Source organism: Wolbachia endosymbiont (group A) of Dendrolimus pini (assembly GCF_964026835.1).
Lineage (GTDB): Bacteria > Pseudomonadota > Alphaproteobacteria > Rickettsiales > Anaplasmataceae > Wolbachia > Wolbachia pipientis.
The window spans coordinates 874,738-891,901 of sequence record NZ_OZ034702.1; the positions used below are offsets into that span (position 1 = coordinate 874,738).

The 17,164-nt window shown below is 35.0% G+C and carries 19 protein-coding genes; 12 read left to right on the forward strand and 7 right to left on the reverse strand.

The window, feature by feature from the left end; genetic code table 11:
- Nucleotides 1-61: 61 nt before the first annotated feature.
- Complete coding sequence (acnA, locus tag AAGD66_RS04325; RefSeq protein ID WP_264723703.1) at nt 62-2,656, reverse strand: aconitate hydratase AcnA; 2,595 nt, start codon at nt 2,654-2,656, stop codon at nt 62-64.
- Nucleotides 2,657-2,670: 14 nt separating this feature from the next.
- On the reverse strand, nt 2,671-3,174 hold the full coding sequence (secB, locus tag AAGD66_RS04330; protein ID WP_006279761.1) for a protein-export chaperone SecB: 504 nt from the start codon (nt 3,172-3,174) through the stop codon (nt 2,671-2,673).
- 164 nt (nt 3,175-3,338) lie between these two features.
- Here secB and AAGD66_RS04335 point away from each other — a divergent pair, with 164 nt between their 5' ends.
- The 12 genes from AAGD66_RS04335 (at nt 3,339) to AAGD66_RS04385 (ending at nt 11,860) form a co-directional block, all read left to right on the forward strand.
- Nucleotides 3,339-3,989 carry a Tim44/TimA family putative adaptor protein gene (locus tag AAGD66_RS04335; protein WP_155968284.1) on the forward strand — a complete coding sequence of 217 codons (651 nt, stop codon included), beginning with the start codon at nt 3,339-3,341 and terminating at the stop codon, nt 3,987-3,989.
- A gap of 17 nt (nt 3,990-4,006) precedes the next feature.
- Entirely contained in the window at nt 4,007-4,702 is a 696-nt protein-coding gene (gene dnaQ / locus AAGD66_RS04340; RefSeq protein WP_064124802.1) for a DNA polymerase III subunit epsilon, read from the forward strand.
- Between the two features lie 44 nt (nt 4,703-4,746).
- Nucleotides 4,747-5,355, forward strand: a complete 609-nt coding sequence (locus AAGD66_RS04345; RefSeq protein ID WP_155968286.1) for an SCO family protein — start codon at nt 4,747-4,749, stop codon at nt 5,353-5,355.
- A 30-nt stretch (nt 5,356-5,385) separates the two neighbouring features.
- On the forward strand, nt 5,386-5,646 hold the full coding sequence (locus AAGD66_RS04350; protein ID WP_010962369.1) for a hypothetical protein: 261 nt from the start codon (nt 5,386-5,388) through the stop codon (nt 5,644-5,646).
- 299 nt (nt 5,647-5,945) lie between these two features.
- Entirely contained in the window at nt 5,946-6,068 is a 123-nt protein-coding gene (locus AAGD66_RS04355) for a hypothetical protein (RefSeq protein ID WP_010962370.1), read from the forward strand.
- 95 nt (nt 6,069-6,163) lie between these two features.
- Entirely contained in the window at nt 6,164-8,551 is a 2,388-nt protein-coding gene (gene gyrB, locus AAGD66_RS04360) for a DNA topoisomerase (ATP-hydrolyzing) subunit B (protein WP_155968288.1), read from the forward strand.
- A gap of 93 nt (nt 8,552-8,644) precedes the next feature.
- A complete protein-coding gene (locus AAGD66_RS04365) occupies nt 8,645-8,902 on the forward strand; it encodes a hypothetical protein (protein ID WP_264723705.1) in 258 nt (85 codons plus the stop codon).
- A 346-nt stretch (nt 8,903-9,248) separates the two neighbouring features.
- Nucleotides 9,249-9,551 carry a transposase gene (locus AAGD66_RS04370; protein ID WP_151807816.1) on the forward strand — a complete coding sequence of 101 codons (303 nt, stop codon included), beginning with the start codon at nt 9,249-9,251 and terminating at the stop codon, nt 9,549-9,551.
- Nucleotides 9,552-9,673: 122 nt separating this feature from the next.
- Complete coding sequence (locus AAGD66_RS07030; protein WP_353286574.1) at nt 9,674-9,889, forward strand: IS3 family transposase; 216 nt, start codon at nt 9,674-9,676, stop codon at nt 9,887-9,889.
- An 84-nt stretch (nt 9,890-9,973) separates the two neighbouring features.
- Complete coding sequence (locus AAGD66_RS04375; RefSeq protein ID WP_156768648.1) at nt 9,974-10,138, forward strand: DDE-type integrase/transposase/recombinase; 165 nt, start codon at nt 9,974-9,976, stop codon at nt 10,136-10,138.
- Nucleotides 10,128-10,292 carry an IS3 family transposase gene (locus AAGD66_RS04380; protein WP_080717620.1) on the forward strand — a complete coding sequence of 55 codons (165 nt, stop codon included), beginning with the start codon at nt 10,128-10,130 and terminating at the stop codon, nt 10,290-10,292. Before AAGD66_RS04375 ends, AAGD66_RS04380 begins: the two co-directional genes overlap by 11 nt.
- Nucleotides 10,293-10,534: 242 nt before the next feature.
- The gene (locus tag AAGD66_RS04385) at nt 10,535-11,860 is read left to right on the forward strand and encodes an IS4 family transposase (protein WP_264339118.1); all 1,326 of its coding nucleotides are present in this window, start codon (nt 10,535-10,537) and stop codon (nt 11,858-11,860) included.
- Nucleotides 11,861-11,961: 101 nt separating this feature from the next.
- Here the strand turns inward: AAGD66_RS04385 and ispG are convergent, their stop codons facing one another.
- The 5 genes from ispG to AAGD66_RS04410 form a co-directional block, all read right to left on the reverse strand.
- Complete coding sequence (gene ispG, locus AAGD66_RS04390; protein WP_265024578.1) at nt 11,962-13,242, reverse strand: flavodoxin-dependent (E)-4-hydroxy-3-methylbut-2-enyl-diphosphate synthase; 1,281 nt, start codon at nt 13,240-13,242, stop codon at nt 11,962-11,964.
- Nucleotides 13,243-13,258: 16 nt separating this feature from the next.
- A complete protein-coding gene (locus AAGD66_RS04395; RefSeq protein WP_264723708.1) occupies nt 13,259-13,879 on the reverse strand; it encodes a TRP75-related protein in 621 nt (206 codons plus the stop codon).
- A 197-nt stretch (nt 13,880-14,076) separates the two neighbouring features.
- Nucleotides 14,077-14,613: a hypothetical protein gene (locus tag AAGD66_RS04400; RefSeq protein ID WP_155968266.1), complete on the reverse strand. Its 537-nt coding sequence runs from the start codon at nt 14,611-14,613 to the stop codon at nt 14,077-14,079.
- Nucleotides 14,614-14,767: 154 nt separating this feature from the next.
- Entirely contained in the window at nt 14,768-16,882 is a 2,115-nt protein-coding gene (locus tag AAGD66_RS04405) for an FtsK/SpoIIIE family DNA translocase (protein WP_264723709.1), read from the reverse strand.
- On the reverse strand, nt 16,883-17,161 hold the full coding sequence (locus AAGD66_RS04410) for a YggT family protein (RefSeq protein ID WP_006279515.1): 279 nt from the start codon (nt 17,159-17,161) through the stop codon (nt 16,883-16,885).
- Between the last annotated feature and the right edge of the window lie 3 nt (nt 17,162-17,164).

Genomic DNA, 17,164 nt, shown 5'->3' on the forward strand with positions numbered 1-17,164 from the left:
ATTGCTATTTACAAAGGGATCAGGGCTGGCTAAAAGAAGTCCATGCAATAACTTCACTAAATCAAAAAGATTGTGCAAGTATGTAGCTCAACACTCCACCACACATCAAGTATTTAGTCTCAGTTGCGGTTTGTACACAGCATTTGAGTTGAATTGATTGCCTTGAATTATCCTTTCTTTTGATGATACATTCTAGATTTCCACCTGGCACTATTTCACCTTTTATGCTTATTACCTTACTACCATCAAATATCTTTCTGGTTATTCCATTTTGAAATACAAGTGGAAGAACACCCATACCAACTAAGTTGGACCTATGTATACGCTCAAAGCTTTCTGCAATGACAACTTTAACCCCCAACAATAAAGTACCCTTTGCTGCCCAATCCCTACTTGAACCTGTGCCATATTCTTTTCCTGCAACAATGATTAGAGGTACATTATTTTCCTTGTAACGCATTGCTGCATCAAAAATTGACATAATTTCTTGAGAAGGAATATATTTTGTATATCCACCTTCGGTGCTAACCATTTCATTTTTTATTCTAATGTTAGCAAAAGTGCCACGCATCATTACATTGTGATTACCACGGCGAGACCCATATGAATTGAAATCCTGTGGTTCAATTCCAAGCCCTTTTAAATATAGACCGGCAGGACTACTCGAGGCAATATTTCCCGCAGGGGAAATATGATCAGTAGTTATGCTATCGCCAAACATTGCCAATATTTGTGCACCCTTTATATCGATTTTATTATTTTTAGGTGATAAGTTATCAAAATAAGGCGGATTTTGTATGTAAGTGCTGTTTGCATCCCAATTATAGATTTCACTTTTTTCACACTTTATCTTTCGCCAATGTTCATCACCAGAAAAAACATCCTTATACTTTTGTATGAACATCTCACGTGTTACCACACTTTTAACACAATCTTCGATTTCATTGTTTGTTGGCCATATATCTTTGAGATAGACATCATTTCCATTCTTATCTTTGCATATTGAATCTTTTGTCAGATCAATTTGCACAGTACCAGCAAGTGCATATGCAACAACAAGTGGCGGAGATGCCAAGTAATTAGCTTTGACTAACGGATGAATTCTTCCTTCAAAGTTACGATTGCCAGATAAAACTGCAGCAACGGTTAAGTTTTTGTTTTTAATGCCATCTTCTATATCTTTATTAAGTGGACCAGAATTCCCAATGCAAGTTGTGCAACCATATCCAACTAGATTAAAACCCAAAGCATTTAGATCTACCTGCAATCCAGACTTTTCTAAATATTCTGTTACAACTTGTGACCCTGGAGCAAGAGAAGTTTTAACCCAAGGCTTTGATTTTAATCCAAGTTTAATTGCATTACGAGCTACAAGACCTGCAGCAATCATCACACTTGGATTAGAAGTATTAGTGCAGCTTGTTATTGCTGCACTAACTACACTTCCATCTTGGAGTTTATCGCTTTCCTTTGACTCATTAACTAAAAACGATTTAGAAAAAGACTCTGCCACTTGTGAAAGAAAAACCTTATCTTGTGGTCTTTTGGGACCAGCCATTACTGGCTCCACGCTTGATAAATCAAGCTCTAGTGTGTCAAAAAATGCTAACTCGTCACTACTACGCCACAGTCCTTGCTCTTTCGCATAAGCCTCAACTAGCTTAATCAGCTTTTCTGGCCTTCCGGTTAAGCTTAAATAATCTAGCGTTTTTTGATCAATTGGAAAAAATCCACAAGTTGCGCCATACTCCGGGGCCATGTTTGCTATAGTGGCTCTATCTGCCAAAGATAAATAATCTAAACCATCACCATAAAATTCTACAAACTTACCAACAACGCCTTTTGTTCTTAGGATATTGGTAACCGTCAGCACTAAATCGGTCGCAGTTACTCCTTCCGACAATCTGCCAATTAATTTAAATCCAACTACTTCTGGAATCACCATACTAATTGGTTGACCAAGCATCACAGACTCAGCTTCTATGCCTCCAACACCCCAACCAAGAACTGATAATCCGTTAACCATTGTAGTATGGCTGTCAGTACCAACTAAAGTATCAGGATATATGACTCCATCATTATTACACACAACTTGCGCTAAATATTCAAGATTCACTTGGTGGCAAATCCCTGTGCCAGGCGGCACTACTCTAAAATTTGTGAAGGACGATTCTCCCCACTTTAAAAATTGATATCTCTCCAAATTTCTTTTTACTTCTAACTCAACATTCTTACTGAATGCGGAAACACTTCCATAACTATCTACTTGAACAGAATGGTCAATCACAAGATCAACCGGTACAGACGGATTTATATTGCTTGGGTTTCCTCCATTTTTCTTAACATAGTCCCGCATTGAAGCTAGATCAACAACAGCAGGAACCCCTGTAAAATCTTGCATCAACACCCTTGCTGGTTTATAGCTAATTTCGTGATTAGTGTGTTTATTAACGCAGTCTGCTAGTACTCTTATGTCATCTAGCTTTACGTTCACTCCATCTTCATTGCGCAATAAACTTTCAAGCAGAACCTTAAGTGAGCAAGGCAATTTAGTCACATCTATTCCTAAAAATTCACTAGCACTACTTAGGCTAAAATAGTTGTATGACTTCCCGTCAATGTTTAAAGTCGTTTTTGCATTTAAAGAATTGTTCATCCTATCACACTATATTAGTTAAAATTGGAATTACTGCCGTTACTTTTTTGTTGTTGACCTTGCTGCTCATACATAGTTTCGAAATCTATCGGATCTAGCATCAGTGGGGGAAATCCACCACTACTTGTAACTCTTGCAATTATTTCTCTTGCAAAAGGAAAAAGAAAAGTAGGTCCGCCAATAAACAAAGCTTGTCTTACCTCTTCCTCACTCAACTCTTTTAAATTTTCTATTGAAAAAATGCCACAATATTTCGTCTCACAAATGAAAGCTACACCATCTTTTATGCCTTCATCTTTTACCGTTGCTTTGACTTCTATATGCAAAGTAATTTCATGAAAAGATTTTTCTTCATTCACTTCTTCTTTGTTTTTCGTCCCTTCTAATTTTGCTGAATTGATATTAACCATTACATTAATATCTGGAGCTTTACTAGAAGAAAGGAATGGCGAATTCGGATTCTCAAATGATAGATCTTTAACATATTGACCGTGAATTCTCATTTTTTGTTGTGGCATTTCTTACGTCTCCTTTAATTAAGTTGAGATATTTAATACTTTCTTATATAATATATTCATTTACAAACGAATAGCAAACCTGATTATAAGTTGATATGAAAAACATATTTTCATTAATAATTAATAATGTTCGGATACTTTATATGCCAAGGAGTTGAGTTACTATGATAGAGCTTGTAATATATGCTTTATTAGCGGCGTTCATTTTTTCACGTTTGTATAATTCTTTAGGAAGGTCAGCCAACCTCAACCTAAAAAAGCTAACTAATGTATTGGATGTAAGCCGAAGTAGAGAAGATGTAGTAGAAAACATTGAGGGTTACATTGATAGCAATGATGAAAATTCAATAAAAGTTACTTATAAACAAATATTAAAAAAAAACAAAGATTTTTCTATTTCCCACTTTATAGAAGGTTCAAGCATAGCTTTTGAATTAATAATAAAATGTTTCAATCAAGGAAATTTGTCTCAGTTAAAACCACTTCTCGATAAAGACTTATATGATAATTTTGCAGAGAAGATTAAACATCGTAAAGAGGTGCACGAGTCTATAATTGTTTCTATCGTTTCACAAAAGATTTTAGAAATAAAGCTAGTAAAAAACGCAGTGTTTATTGCAGTATATTTCCTTTCAGAGCAAATTAACTTCGTTAAGAACAATGAAGGAGATACAATATCAGGTAGTACATCCACTATTAATAAAGTTGAGGATGTATGGCAATTCAAAAAAAATGTTAATTCATCAGACCCAAGCTGGTTGCTTGTTTCTATTCACTATAAAAAGACAAGTAACGATAAGACAAATGATAAGTAAGATGAGTTTTATTTGAAATGGAAAGCAAGCTACGCGAAATAGTACTTGACACTGAAACGACAGGTCTTGACACTGAATCTGGTCATCGAATTATTGAAATAGGGTGTGTGGAATTAATTAATCGTATTCCAACAGGTAAAGTATTCCATCGGTACCTTAACCCAGAAAGAGATATACCTTATCACTCGTTTAAGATTCACGGTATTAGTGAAGAATTTTTAGAAGATAAACCATTATTTTCAGATGTTGCACTTGAATTTCTTGACTTTATATCTAATGATATTTTGGTAATTCACAACGCTGAATTCGATGTTAAGTTCCTTAACATGGAGCTAAGCAAGCTGAATGCTGGGTTAATTTCCTCAGATAGAGTGCTAGATACATTACCTCTTGCGAGGAAAAAATTCGCAGGATCACCTGCTTCTTTGAATGCATTATGTAAGCGTTTTGATATATCGCTAGAGAATAGAGAATTGCACGGAGCACTAGTTGATGCTCAATTGCTTGCAAAGGTATATGTTGAACTTACAGGAGGGTTACAAACCTTTCTGTTTGATAATGAATGCAATCAGGACAGTAACTCTACATTCGTTCAGCATAAAGTGCGTAATCTAACTCCCAGAGAACATTCACCAAATAGTGAAGAAATTGATGAACATAAGAAACTGTTAGACAAAATTAACAATACACTTTGGAATAAATATATTGAATAGATCAACCAATAAAGATACAATTTAATTTTACTGAGAGCACCCTAATGGTAAGGTTTATAAGATTGTTATCTAATATGCTAGTAGCATTAGCAGTTGTTTTTTTAGGTTATTGTTATTTCACTAAAAAAGGCATATTTGCCCCAGCAGCGATTCACAACGCAGAAGTTAAGATAGGCGGAGATTTTTCTTTAATTAATCAGGACGGACAGATCTTGCGCAGTAGTGATTTTAAAGATAAATACATGATGATTTTCTTTGGGTTTTCCTCATGCAAAAGAATTTGCCCTATGAACCTTGGAATAATTTCAGAAACACTTGCAAAGTTAGATGAGAAAACTAACAACAAGCTACAAACATTCTTCATCACAGTCGATCCTGAGCGCGATAGCACGGAAAGACTTAAAGAATTTCAGCAGCAATTTGACCACAGAATACAAATGTTAACTGGTGAAAGAGAAAAAATAGACGAAGTAATTGCAAAGTATAAAGTATATGCTAGCAAAGTTGGTGGAGAAGAAGAAATCAACCATTCTTCAATAATGTACCTTATTGGCCCTGGAGGAAAATATGTTACACACTTTGCAGCTGATTTAAATTCAGACGAAAGTCAATCTGATAAGATTTTGGCTGAGATAAGAAAATACGTAAACTGAATTATAGATTTTTCTGTTAATTAGTCGAGCATGCAACTGCATGAGCATTATGATTTGAGAGCAATCTCCATGGGAAGACACACACAACTGTACGAACGTTGTAGTTTGGGAGCAATTCCCACCAGTGGGGTGTCATCCCAGTGCCCAGACACTGGGATCCAGCTTCTATGCAACTTAATTAAAAACGTTTGTTTTAGCGTAAGACAACTACCTTTAGCTCATCAGCTCAGTTATAAGCAAAATTTCTGGATTCCAGTGGGCTTTGTTGCATCGCTACTTATGAAAGGCTAACTATAGTTAGGATTATAAGTAACCTATTGAAAATCTTGTTTTTTTGCAATCAATCTGATCAAATTTAAGAATAGTAATTTATTATTTACATTAATAAATTTAATTCTATTGAAAATAGCTAAAGCATTGAAATTCTTGAATTTTAGCCGGATTAGTGAGTGGTAGTGAAATTTCTTTTACTCAAATTTAGGTATTCACTGACCGTTCTTGTTATAAATACCAGAATAATAAGCTACTGATATTCTCCATCTTTTTTATCTTTAATCCATCATAGCTAGCGATGCAACAAAGCCATTCCAGTGTCAAGCACTGGAATGACATCATCTGTTGTGCAATTTACCTTCAAAAATGAATGTTCGTACAGTTATGGAAGACACATTGGAATGACACTATTTGCTGTCTTCAAAAATAAACATTCGTAAAGTTGTGCTTTTAATATGGGTTATCAGTTTAAAAATGTTGCTAATCAGCATATATGAATGTAATATTAATTAACATTCATAAACGAAGCAATACCATGGAAAATAGTTATAATGCCGATGCAATAAAAATCTTAAGGGGTCTTGATGCTGTAAGGAAACGTCCAGGTATGTACATTGGTGACACTGACGATGGATCTGGCTTGCACCACATGGTATATGAGGTTGTTGATAACGCAATAGATGAATCTTTAGCTGGATATTGTGATCAAATTGAAGTTAGCATAAATAAAGATGGTTCAGTATCTGTAACTGATAATGGTCGTGGCATTCCAACTGACATTCATGAAGAAGAAGGAATATCAGCAGCAGAGGTAATAATGACTCAACTCCATGCTGGTGGTAAATTTGACAGCAATACCTATAAAGTTTCTGGGGGATTACATGGTGTTGGAATCTCAGTTGTGAATGCATTATCAAGCTGGTTGGAATTAACTATTTGGCGCAATAAGAAAGAACACTTTATGCGTTTTGAAGATGGTGAGTCTATTGAACCTTTAAAGGTAGTCAACGAAAATACAAACAAAAGAGGAACTAAAGTCACGTTCATGCCATCAACAGAGACTTTTAATGGCATTAATTTCAGTTACTCAACGCTTGAAAGTCGTATAAGAGAATTAGCATTTTTAAATTCAAATATCGACATTACTTTACGTGATCTGCGCAATGAACCATATACAGAATCTCATTTCAATCAGAGCAATCAATCTAAAGACAATTTTGGTACAGCAAATTTTGTGCAGTATTTAGATAAGAATAAGACACATGTAACTAAAATTGCCAGTATGAAAGGAGATGCAGAAGATCTTGGCATCAGCTTGGAAATATCGATGGAATGGAATGATTCCTACTATGAGAATATGTTGTGTTTCACTAATAATATACGGCAACGAGATGGTGGTACGCATTTGGCAGGATTTAGATCTGCACTAACTAGATGTATCAATACCTATGCAACTAATGAAGGGTTTTTAAAGAAAGCAAAAGTAAATTTAACTGGAGAGGACGTTAGAGAAGGTTTAACTTGTGTTTTATCTCTTAAGATGCCTGATCCTAAGTTTTCTTCACAAACAAAAGATAAACTAGTTAGTTCTGAAGCACGTGCAGTTGTAGAAAGTATAGTTTCTGATAAATTGAGCACAATCCTTGAAACTGATCCCAAATTGGCAGCAAGCATAGTAGAAAGAGCAATCAGGTCAGCAAAAGGAAGAGAAGCTGCAAGAAAAGCGCGCGAGCTAGTTAAAAGCAAAAACAATATTGATATTGCAACTCTGCCAGGAAAGCTTGCTGATTGCCAGGAAAAAGCCCCTGAGTTATCGGAATTATTTATAGTAGAGGGTAATTCAGCAGGTGGTACTGCAAAGCAGGGGCGTAATCGTAAAACACAAGCAGTGCTTGCCTTAAGAGGAAAAATTCTAAACGTAGAACGTGTAAGTTTAAATCGTATTTTTTCATCTGCAGAAATAGGCTCTTTAATCACTGCAATTGGTGCTGGAATAGGGAGTGAACACTTCGATATTGAAAAAGCTAGATATCATAAAATTATCATCATGACAGATGCAGATGTTGATGGTTCACATATAAGAACTTTGATTCTAACTTTCTTTTTTAGACATATGCGTGAAGTTATTGAAAAAGGTTACTTATACATAGCACAGCCACCCCTCTATAAAGTTACAAAGAATGCCAAAGACACTTATATTAAAGATGACGAAACTTTTGAAGAGTATATAATAAACTCAGCAGTTAAAAGATTAACACTAAGTGGTACAGCTACAGAATTTAACAACTTACGCCTTATTTTGAATAAATGCGTTAGCACTTCTAATATTAGCAAAAATTATGATAGAGAAATACCACAAAATCTCTTAGAGTCATTGCTAATTTTAAGTAAAAAGAATGCTCTATCATCGGCTGATGAGATATTAAAGTATTTGAAGTTAATGTACAGCGAATACACTTGGGAAGTGGAAATAAAAGATGAAGAAAAAGAAATTCATATCTCTAAATTGTTTCAAGGATTGGCAGACAAATATATATTTGCACTTAGTATGCTTGAAGGCAAAGATATGCAAAACATATTAAGTTTGCTTGATGGTATAAGTAATTTATTTAATGGTGATTCATTTTTAAAGTCACAAGAAACTGAAATAAGAATCACTTCTCCAAGTACGCTTGCAAAAATAATAATGGACTATGGTAAAAAAGGTTTAACTCTGCAGAGATTTAAAGGTCTTGGTGAAATGAATGCTGATCAGCTATGGGATACTACGTTAAATCCTGAGGCTAGAACTTTATTAAAGGTTGAAATAAAAGATTGTGAAGAAGCTGATTCCATATTTTCAATATTAATGGGTGATATAGTTGAACCACGCCGTGATTTTATTAATAGCAATGCACTTAATGTGCATGATGTTGATATTTGAACTTTTAGCAAAATGTACGAACGTTACGGGTTTAAGCAAAGACTGTGTCATTCAAGTAGCTGACACTGGTTCCTTTATAACGGTGTCATTCCAGTGCTTGACACTGAAATCCAGGTTGCTCACAAGCAAACTAGCATAGAAAGTGGTTACAACGTTTTCGATGAGATTGCAGAAAGGCTGGATTCCAGTGTCAAGCACTGGAATGAAAGCAGTCCTACGTCATGCCGCGATTCATTCGCGGTATCTCTAGATCCCGCTAACAAGCAGCGGGATGACGGTTGTCAGGGTGTCATCCCACTACCTTCTCCTGTCATCCCAGTGCCTCCCTCCCCTGTCATCCAAGTAGCTTGACACTTGTATCTTTATGATGTGAGGCATTAGAGCTAAAATACCTCACAGGGAGGGTGAAGCTGATGCAACGCTAATGCCATTAAGGCCGAATCCCAGATTTTGCTTCCCTCCCATAGAGTTATAGCTCTTCTCATAATAATCCCAATAAGGTAAGAATGGATTTATGGTAGAGGGGTTTGTATGCCAGCAGCGTATAGTTACGACTTAAGGAAAAAAGCAATGGAAGCAATGGAAGCATTGGATGAAGGAGAAAGTAGAGCAACTGTTGCCAAGTGACCTTACCCAGAAAAAGTGGAGAGAAAGAAAGGAGTTTTTTCGGGTAAAATAAAATTTTGGAGGATTAGAAATGGTAAGAGAATATACGGCAGAATTCAAATTGGAAGCTGTTAAGCTGGCAAATGAACAAAGAAAGGTAGGTCAACCAGTTGCAAAAGTAGCAAGAGATCTAGGAATAAGGGATAGTGTATTAGGAAAATGGATGAAGAAATATAACGAAAAAAAGTCAGCGGCAAATGCATTTCCAGGTAGAGGTAACATGGCTCCTTACGACAAAGAGAGGTTTGATTTACAAAGCAAGAGTAACAAGGGAAAGAGACATTTAAAAAAAAGCCCTGGCCAGTCAAAAAGAGTAAAATATTTTTTTATATAGTAACTGCTATAAAGTACAGGAATTATGTAGGATTTTCTGCTAGTGGCTACTATAAGTGGACCACAAGAAAAATAAGCAGTAGAGAATCAGCAAATAAAGAGCTACTCGCAGCTATTCAAAAAATATATCAAGTTTCTAAATGTAGATATGGAGCTCCTAAAATTCATGCTGAATTGAAGGCTTTGGGTAAAAGTTGCAACTTAAAAACAGTGCAAAGTATTATGCAGAAAAATGGTATTCAGGCTATATTGAGAAGAAAATTTAAAATTAAGAAACAACAAACGGACAGTAGCTCCCAATATATTAGACCAAAACTTTATTGTCGATCAACCAAATAAAGTATGGGATTACTTATATAAAAACCAAAGAAGGATGGCTATATTTGGCAACAATAATCGATCTATATTCACGCATGGTAGTTAATGAGCAGTTCAATAAATAAACAATTGGTTATGGACTCTTTATTAATGGCCGTTAACAAGCGTAAACCTGCCAAAAATCTACTATTACATAGTGATCAAGGTTCACAATATACTTCGCAAGGTTATCAATATCTCTTATCCATAAAAAACATAGATGAGTTATAAAGGTTGTTGTTACGACAATTCTGTTGTGGAAAGCTTCTTCAGTTCTCTAAAAAGGGAGTTACCAATAGACACCTCTCGACACTCTAAACAGCATATCAAAACTGCTATATTTGAATATATAGAAATTTTTTATAACAAACAACGTCACTATTAACTATTGCATTCCTGAGCATTTTGATTCATCATTCTCTTTGTGAAAAACATTCCAAACTTTCTCTCCACTTTTTCTGGGTAAGGTCAGTCAAACCTCCATTTTTTTTATATCAATTTATTACTTTTTTTTCGGTTTGACACACTTTTTTGAACCATACGCGTCAAGTTAAGGAAATAAAGGTATGAAAGAGATAGAATAATAAGGTATAAGTTCTCCCAGATATACTTTTAGTGAGAGAACCAATGAATAAAATAACTTGCTTATCAAAAAAGCTCAAAGAATTTTTTAATGAAAAAGCAGAGAAAATCTCAATTACAACAAGGTTTATAAAAAGAAAGAGAAAGCTAAAAGGTTCATCATTCGTAAAAGCCATGGTCTTGGGTAATATAGGAGTTGATAATTGTAGCGTAGAAACAATGTGTCAATTACTAAACGAGGACTCGATAGATATAACAAAACAAGGTTTGGATTTTAGATTTACTGAAGAAGCAGTGGAATTTATGAAAAGGATGTATAATGAATCTGTGATTCTCTTTAAAAATATCTTGCAAGTTGATTGCAAAATCTTACAGCAATTTAATAGTGTTAAATTATTGGACAGTAGCTATATTACTCTACCTAACAGTATGGAAGAGATGTATAAAGGTTATGGTACTAGCTACAGTGGCTATGAAAGCAATACTAAGTCTGGAATAAAGTTACAATTAGTTTTCGACTACATGAATCAGATAATAGACCAACTTAATTTAACGGAGGGGGTAAGATCAGACCAGGGATATAGGAAACATTTAAGTAATATATTAAGCAATGATTTGCTAATATCTGATCTCGGTTATTTTGTGCCAAGTTCTTTTAAACAAATCAATGAAATAGGAGCTTATTTCATAAGTCGTTATAAATCCGATACCAACATATATGATGTAGAAACAAATCAAAAAATGGAGTTATTAGAATGTTTAGAGGATAAGTTATTTTTAGAAAACGAGGTATTGTTAGGAAAAGAAGCAAAAATTAGAGTAAGAATTATATGTCAGAAACTAACTGAAGAACAGTCTATGGCCAGAAGAAGGAAAGCTAATAGATTAGCAAGATCGCAGGGATATACATCCTCTAAAAGAAATCAAAAATTGTTGAACTGGTCAATATTTATAACTAATGTTCCAGAAAATAAAATTAGTGCTGAGCAAGTATTAACGATTTACAGAGTAAGGTGGCAAATTGAGTTATTATTTAAATTGTATAAAAGCCATATCAGGCTTGATAAGCTAAAAGGAAAGCCATGCAGAGTATTATGTGAACTATATGCTAAATTGTGCGCAATTCTTATATTTCACGGCATAGTTGGTTGCACAGAAGTGAAAAAGAATACAGAACTTAGCTTAACAAAGGCATTTATTGAGCTAAAAAGGCGGGTTAGAGAGTTATTTTTAGTATTAACCAAAATTAATAGTTTAAAAGCATTTCTTAAAAAACTCACTATAACTTGGTCGCGATTTTCATTAAAAGACAAACGTAGAAGGGCTAGAGTATCCACTTTAACCTCTCTAAATTTGCTCACAATCTCTTAACTTGACGCGTATGCTTTTTTGAACATTCCCAACGAAAAAAGAAAAACAAGGTTTAATTTTCTTTTTTATTTGCGATTTATCTATTAATTAACCGTGAAAGGTTACGTGTAATGCTTCTTCACATAATTATCAATAATTGCCTTAAATTCTTCAGAGACATTATCACCTTGTAAAGTTTTGAAATATTTGCCGTTTTTGTAGACTGCTGAAACAGGTTTTTCTCCATATCCAGGTAAGCTGATTCCCAAATTTGCGTGTTTGCTTTCTCCAGGACCATTTACTATGCATCCCATAACAGCAATGTTCATATGCTCTACACCTGGATTTTTTTTCTTCCACATCGGCATATGAGTTTTTATATAGCCATTCACCTCTTCAGTTAATATACGAAAACGATCGCTACTCGTGCGCCCACAACCAGGACATGAATTAACCTGAGGGTTAAAGTGTCGCAAGCCTATAGACTGCAATATTTCCTGACACACCACCACTTCATTAGTACGCGATTCACCAGGACGTTGAGTCAAAGAAGCCCGTATTGTATCTCCAATGCCATTTTGCAATAAATAAGTAAGCCCTGCTGCGGTATTTACCACACCTTTATTGCCCATACCAGCCTCAGTTAAACCCAAATGCAGCGCATAATTGGAAGATTTTGCAAGTGCCATATAAACTAAAATTAAATCTTGTACTTTGCTAACTTTACATGAAATGATTATTTTGTTTGAATTTAGACCAATTTCTTCAGCTTTTTTTGCACTATCAAGAGCAGACATTACAAGTGCTTTGCGCAGTATAACGTCAGAAGGCCTTGAATTACTAAGCGAAGAGTTTTCATCCATCAATTTTTGCAAAAGGTATTTATCAAGACTACCCCAATTTACCCCAATTCTAACCGGAAGATCGTGCATTATTGCATACTCTATCACCCTTTCAAACTTCTCATCACGTTTGTCGCCAAAGCCTATATTGCCTGGATTGATTCTAATTTTACCCAGCATTTTGATGTTGTCTGGATAATCTTGAACTAATTTATCTAGCTCATATTGACCGCAGCCTACCAATATTTTACCGTCAAAACCTTCTTTATTTATCTCTTCTACTATATAAGGTATTGCTCTTGCTACCTCCTCTGAGTTCAAGGCAATTCGCACCAATTCTGAACCTGTACGCGCTAGTTCTGTTATCTCTTTTGCATAATGTTTTGCGCTACTTTTTATATTATCAGAATCTATATGCACACCAAGCGCCATAGATTGTACAACTACAGGATTATTTCCGCCTATCTTTACTTTTCCAACTTCTACAACATGAGTTTTGTGCCTGGAAATTGGCGATAATTCACATGCATCGTCATTCAATATCAGGTCTGTATCTAGCATATTATTAATTGTGATACTATTTTACTGTGTCAGCTACGCTGCCAAACGAACTTGAACCATTCAAACTATAAGCATCTACGTTATCCAAATTAGCAATAGAATCATGTGAGCACGTTCTTCTTGAAGGAGTTTCTTTTATAGTGATATTTATAGGAGAAACTTTCTTTTCTCGTGTTGAAGTAACTTTCTTCCCTTCTTGTTGTTCACTTTCATGCTGTTTACTTTCATACTGAGAAACTGGCTCTTGATCTATAAATACAGCACCCTTTAAACGTGCGATATTAATACCATGCTGATTTATCATAGTGCTCTCTTCATCGTCGACTATGCAAGCTTCCATGTCATTTGGCTCATTATCAAGACTAGCAATTTTTTTCTCTTTTAATTTTTTGATTAGATCTTCTTTATTTATAGCTCGATCTTGTAATTTTTTTTTCTTGAGCAATTCCCTACGCTTCTCATACAGTTTATATGACTCAGCAAAATCCTCATCTGTATGAAAGTTTGCACCACCAGGGTTACCAGGAGGTATGTATCTCTTACTGAGCTTAGATTTAGCTTCAGCACTATGCACAGTAAAAAAGCTAGAAACCAAAAACATTAATATAAATAAAATTTTAGAAAAAACCCTAAGCATATGGTGCTATAGTAAATATCGTGTTTTAAAAGATAGCAATTAACAAACTTTAAGTAAACCAGAATCTTTACTAACTTTACAATACAAATATTTTTCTAAAAAGTGATATGTTTGCTATCAAAAAAACCTACGCAGACTAAGAGAAGAGTAAGGTGTTACAAGTTGCGTAACACCTTTTCAAGAAAAGTGTTATGCAGCTATATGTTTGCAACTTTTAAGTTATTCTGTAGTTTTTCAGTACCATCGGTAGTATCTACATTACTAAGTTTTGCGTCTGGCGTATCTTTAGATAAGTCGTTTTTCTTCTCTTTATCAAGCTTAACTCCCTGATAGATACAGAATGCAACAAAACTAGTTATTGCTATTGCGGCAACAGCACTGACTATGATACAAATTGCCATTATTTTTTGTTGATCTGCTACTGCCTCTGCAAGTGTTTCCACTTTTTCTTGCAGGCCGTTTAAGTGCTCTTGCATAGCTTGAAACTGCTTAGTACCAATCTTGTCTTCTAATGCACTAAAAACTTTTTCAAACTGCTCAACATCTATCTTTTGAGCTTCTTGCCATTCTTTTAATGCACTAAATACCTCTTCAAACTGTTTAGCATCTATCTTTTGAGCTTCTTGCCATTCTTTTAATGCACCAAAAACTTTTTCAAACTGCTCAGCATCAATTTTTTGACTTTCTTGCAATTCTGTTACACCTAACCAATTGCACAAAATTCCTTTTACCATTTTAACCCCCTAGTTAATTAATATATTATAATTTTACATTCCCAATGTTTAAATTATTATTAAATTAACTGTCATTATGTATTGACCTTTTAATAATTTTGTTTGACTTGCTTTTTGAAAGTGCGGAAACTTAAATTAAGGTATTACAAGATTGTTATTCAACCAATATCTCTCTTTTCCCTGAGTAATTTGGAGCGCTGACAATACCTTCCTTTTCCATTCTTTCAACGATGTTTGCTGCTCTGTTATAGCCTATTCTAAGCTGCCTTTGAATGTAACTGGTTGAAACTTTTTGATCTCTTTGAATGATGGCCACTGCTTGGTTATAGAGGTCATTTTCTTCATCCTCCGTTTCATCGTGTGACTCTGTAGAAGAATTTTCATCTTCTTTAGTGATTTCCTCCATGTAGTTTGGCTCACCTTGCATTTTCAGATGATCAACTATATCTTGCACCTCATTATCACTTACAAATGGGCCGTGAACTCGAATGATCTTACCACCAGAGGCCATATAGAGCATGTCACCCATGCCGAGCAATTGTTCAGCCCCTTGTTCGCCAAGTATTGTACGGCTATCTATCTTAGAAGTAACAGCAAAACTGATTCTCGTTGGAAAGTTCGCCTTTATCACACCTGTGATCACATCCACAGATGGGCGTTGTGTTGCCATTATGATGTGTATTCCTGCAGCACGAGCCATCTGAGCTAAGCGTTGAATAGAGCACTCTATTTCTTTGCCGGCAACAAGCATCAAATCTGCCATTTCATCCACGATCACTACAATATACGGAAATGTCTCCATCTTGATTGGTATTTTTTCAAACAAAGGCTTACCTGTTGTTGAGTTAAAGCCAATCTGCACAACGCGCTCCAATTCTATTCCACTATTCATCGCTTCTGTGATTTTTTGATTATAGTTTATAACATTGCGTACATTCAAATACGACATCATGCGATAGCGGTTTTCCATTTCTTTCACTATCCACTTAAGAGCGACTACAGCCTTTTTTGGCTCTGTTACTACTGGCGTTATTAGATGCGGTATTGCATCATATATTGAAAGCTCAAGCATTTTTGGGTCGATCATTATCATCTTACATTCATCAGGACTTAATCGATAAACGAGTGAAAGAATCATAGTATTAATCGCAACTGATTTACCAGACCCTGTGGTTCCAGCAACAAGCAAGTGAGGCATTTTAGTCAGATCTGCAATAACTGGTTTTCCGCTTATTTCTTTGCCAAGCGCAATTGGGAGATTTAAGTTTGCATTTTGGTATTCTGGTGATTCAAGCAAATCACGCAGCATTACAATTTCCCGTTCCTTGTTCGGCAACTCTATTCCCATAGCATTTTGCCCACGAATTATTGAAATACGTGCAGAGAGTGCACTCATCGAACGTGCAATGTCATCTGCAAGGCCAATTACTCTTGCAGATTTCGTGCCAGCTTGTGGTTCAAGTTTGTATAAAGTCACAACCGGCCCATAGCATACACTGATAATTTTTCCTTGCACGCCAAAATCACTCAGGACTTGTTCCAGCAGAGATAAATTTTTATTGCTCTCCATTTCATTCAGCTGTTTTCTCTGCAAAGACTCCTCTGCTTTGGAAAGTAAATGAATGCTTGGAAATTCGAACTCACTGAAAATTTCTTTGGTGGCTTTTTTCTGTCTTTCTTTTGGTTGTTGTTTAGTAGTGATTTTAGTTTTATGTTTTTCTTCTACTACTAATGGTGCAACTGAATATTCAGCAGTTTTATGTGATCTGAAGAATGGAACATTTACAAATAAGCAAGCTATTTTTTTACATAAGAAGAATAGAGAGTAAATTGTTCTCTTCCAACCAACAGATCCTACAAGACCTATTGATGTTACTATCACAAATATATAAAACGGGCAGTTATTAATTAGTGCATTCCCTATTATTCCACTGTGTCTGTACCTTGCAGTGATGCCTAGCGAAAGTTGTGGTAATATAGCACATACCCCTAAATTGATTAATATTAAATAGAGAATTTTCAGCAGTATTTTTGCTGGCCTGAAGATCAACAAGTAAACTATGGTTGTAGCTATTGTAACACTAGTTAATCCAAGAAATTGAACCAATATATCAGCTAAATATGAACCTACTATTCCACCTAAATTTGTCACTTCCTCATTTGTAGCCGTGTTTAAGGAAGGATCTTTATAGTTATAGCTAAAAACTGATATATATATATATATTAAAAGGGATAGATATATTGCTGATTTTAGATATTTTTTTAACATCTACCTAAAGTAGTAAGCTACTGTATATTTTACAAAGTGAATTGTTATTAGCAATATCATTATAGATAAATCTAATCCGTTGAACGGTGGTATATATCTTCTAATAATCTTTAGTGGTGGATATGTCAATTGGTTCAAGATGTGCATTATGCTACTGACAGTTTCATTATATATGTTCACCATATTAAGTTTAACCAGCCAGTTTAGGACAACCCAACATATTAGAATGAAGCTATAAAGATCAAGTAACGTATTGAGTAGATATATGATTGGATGCATACA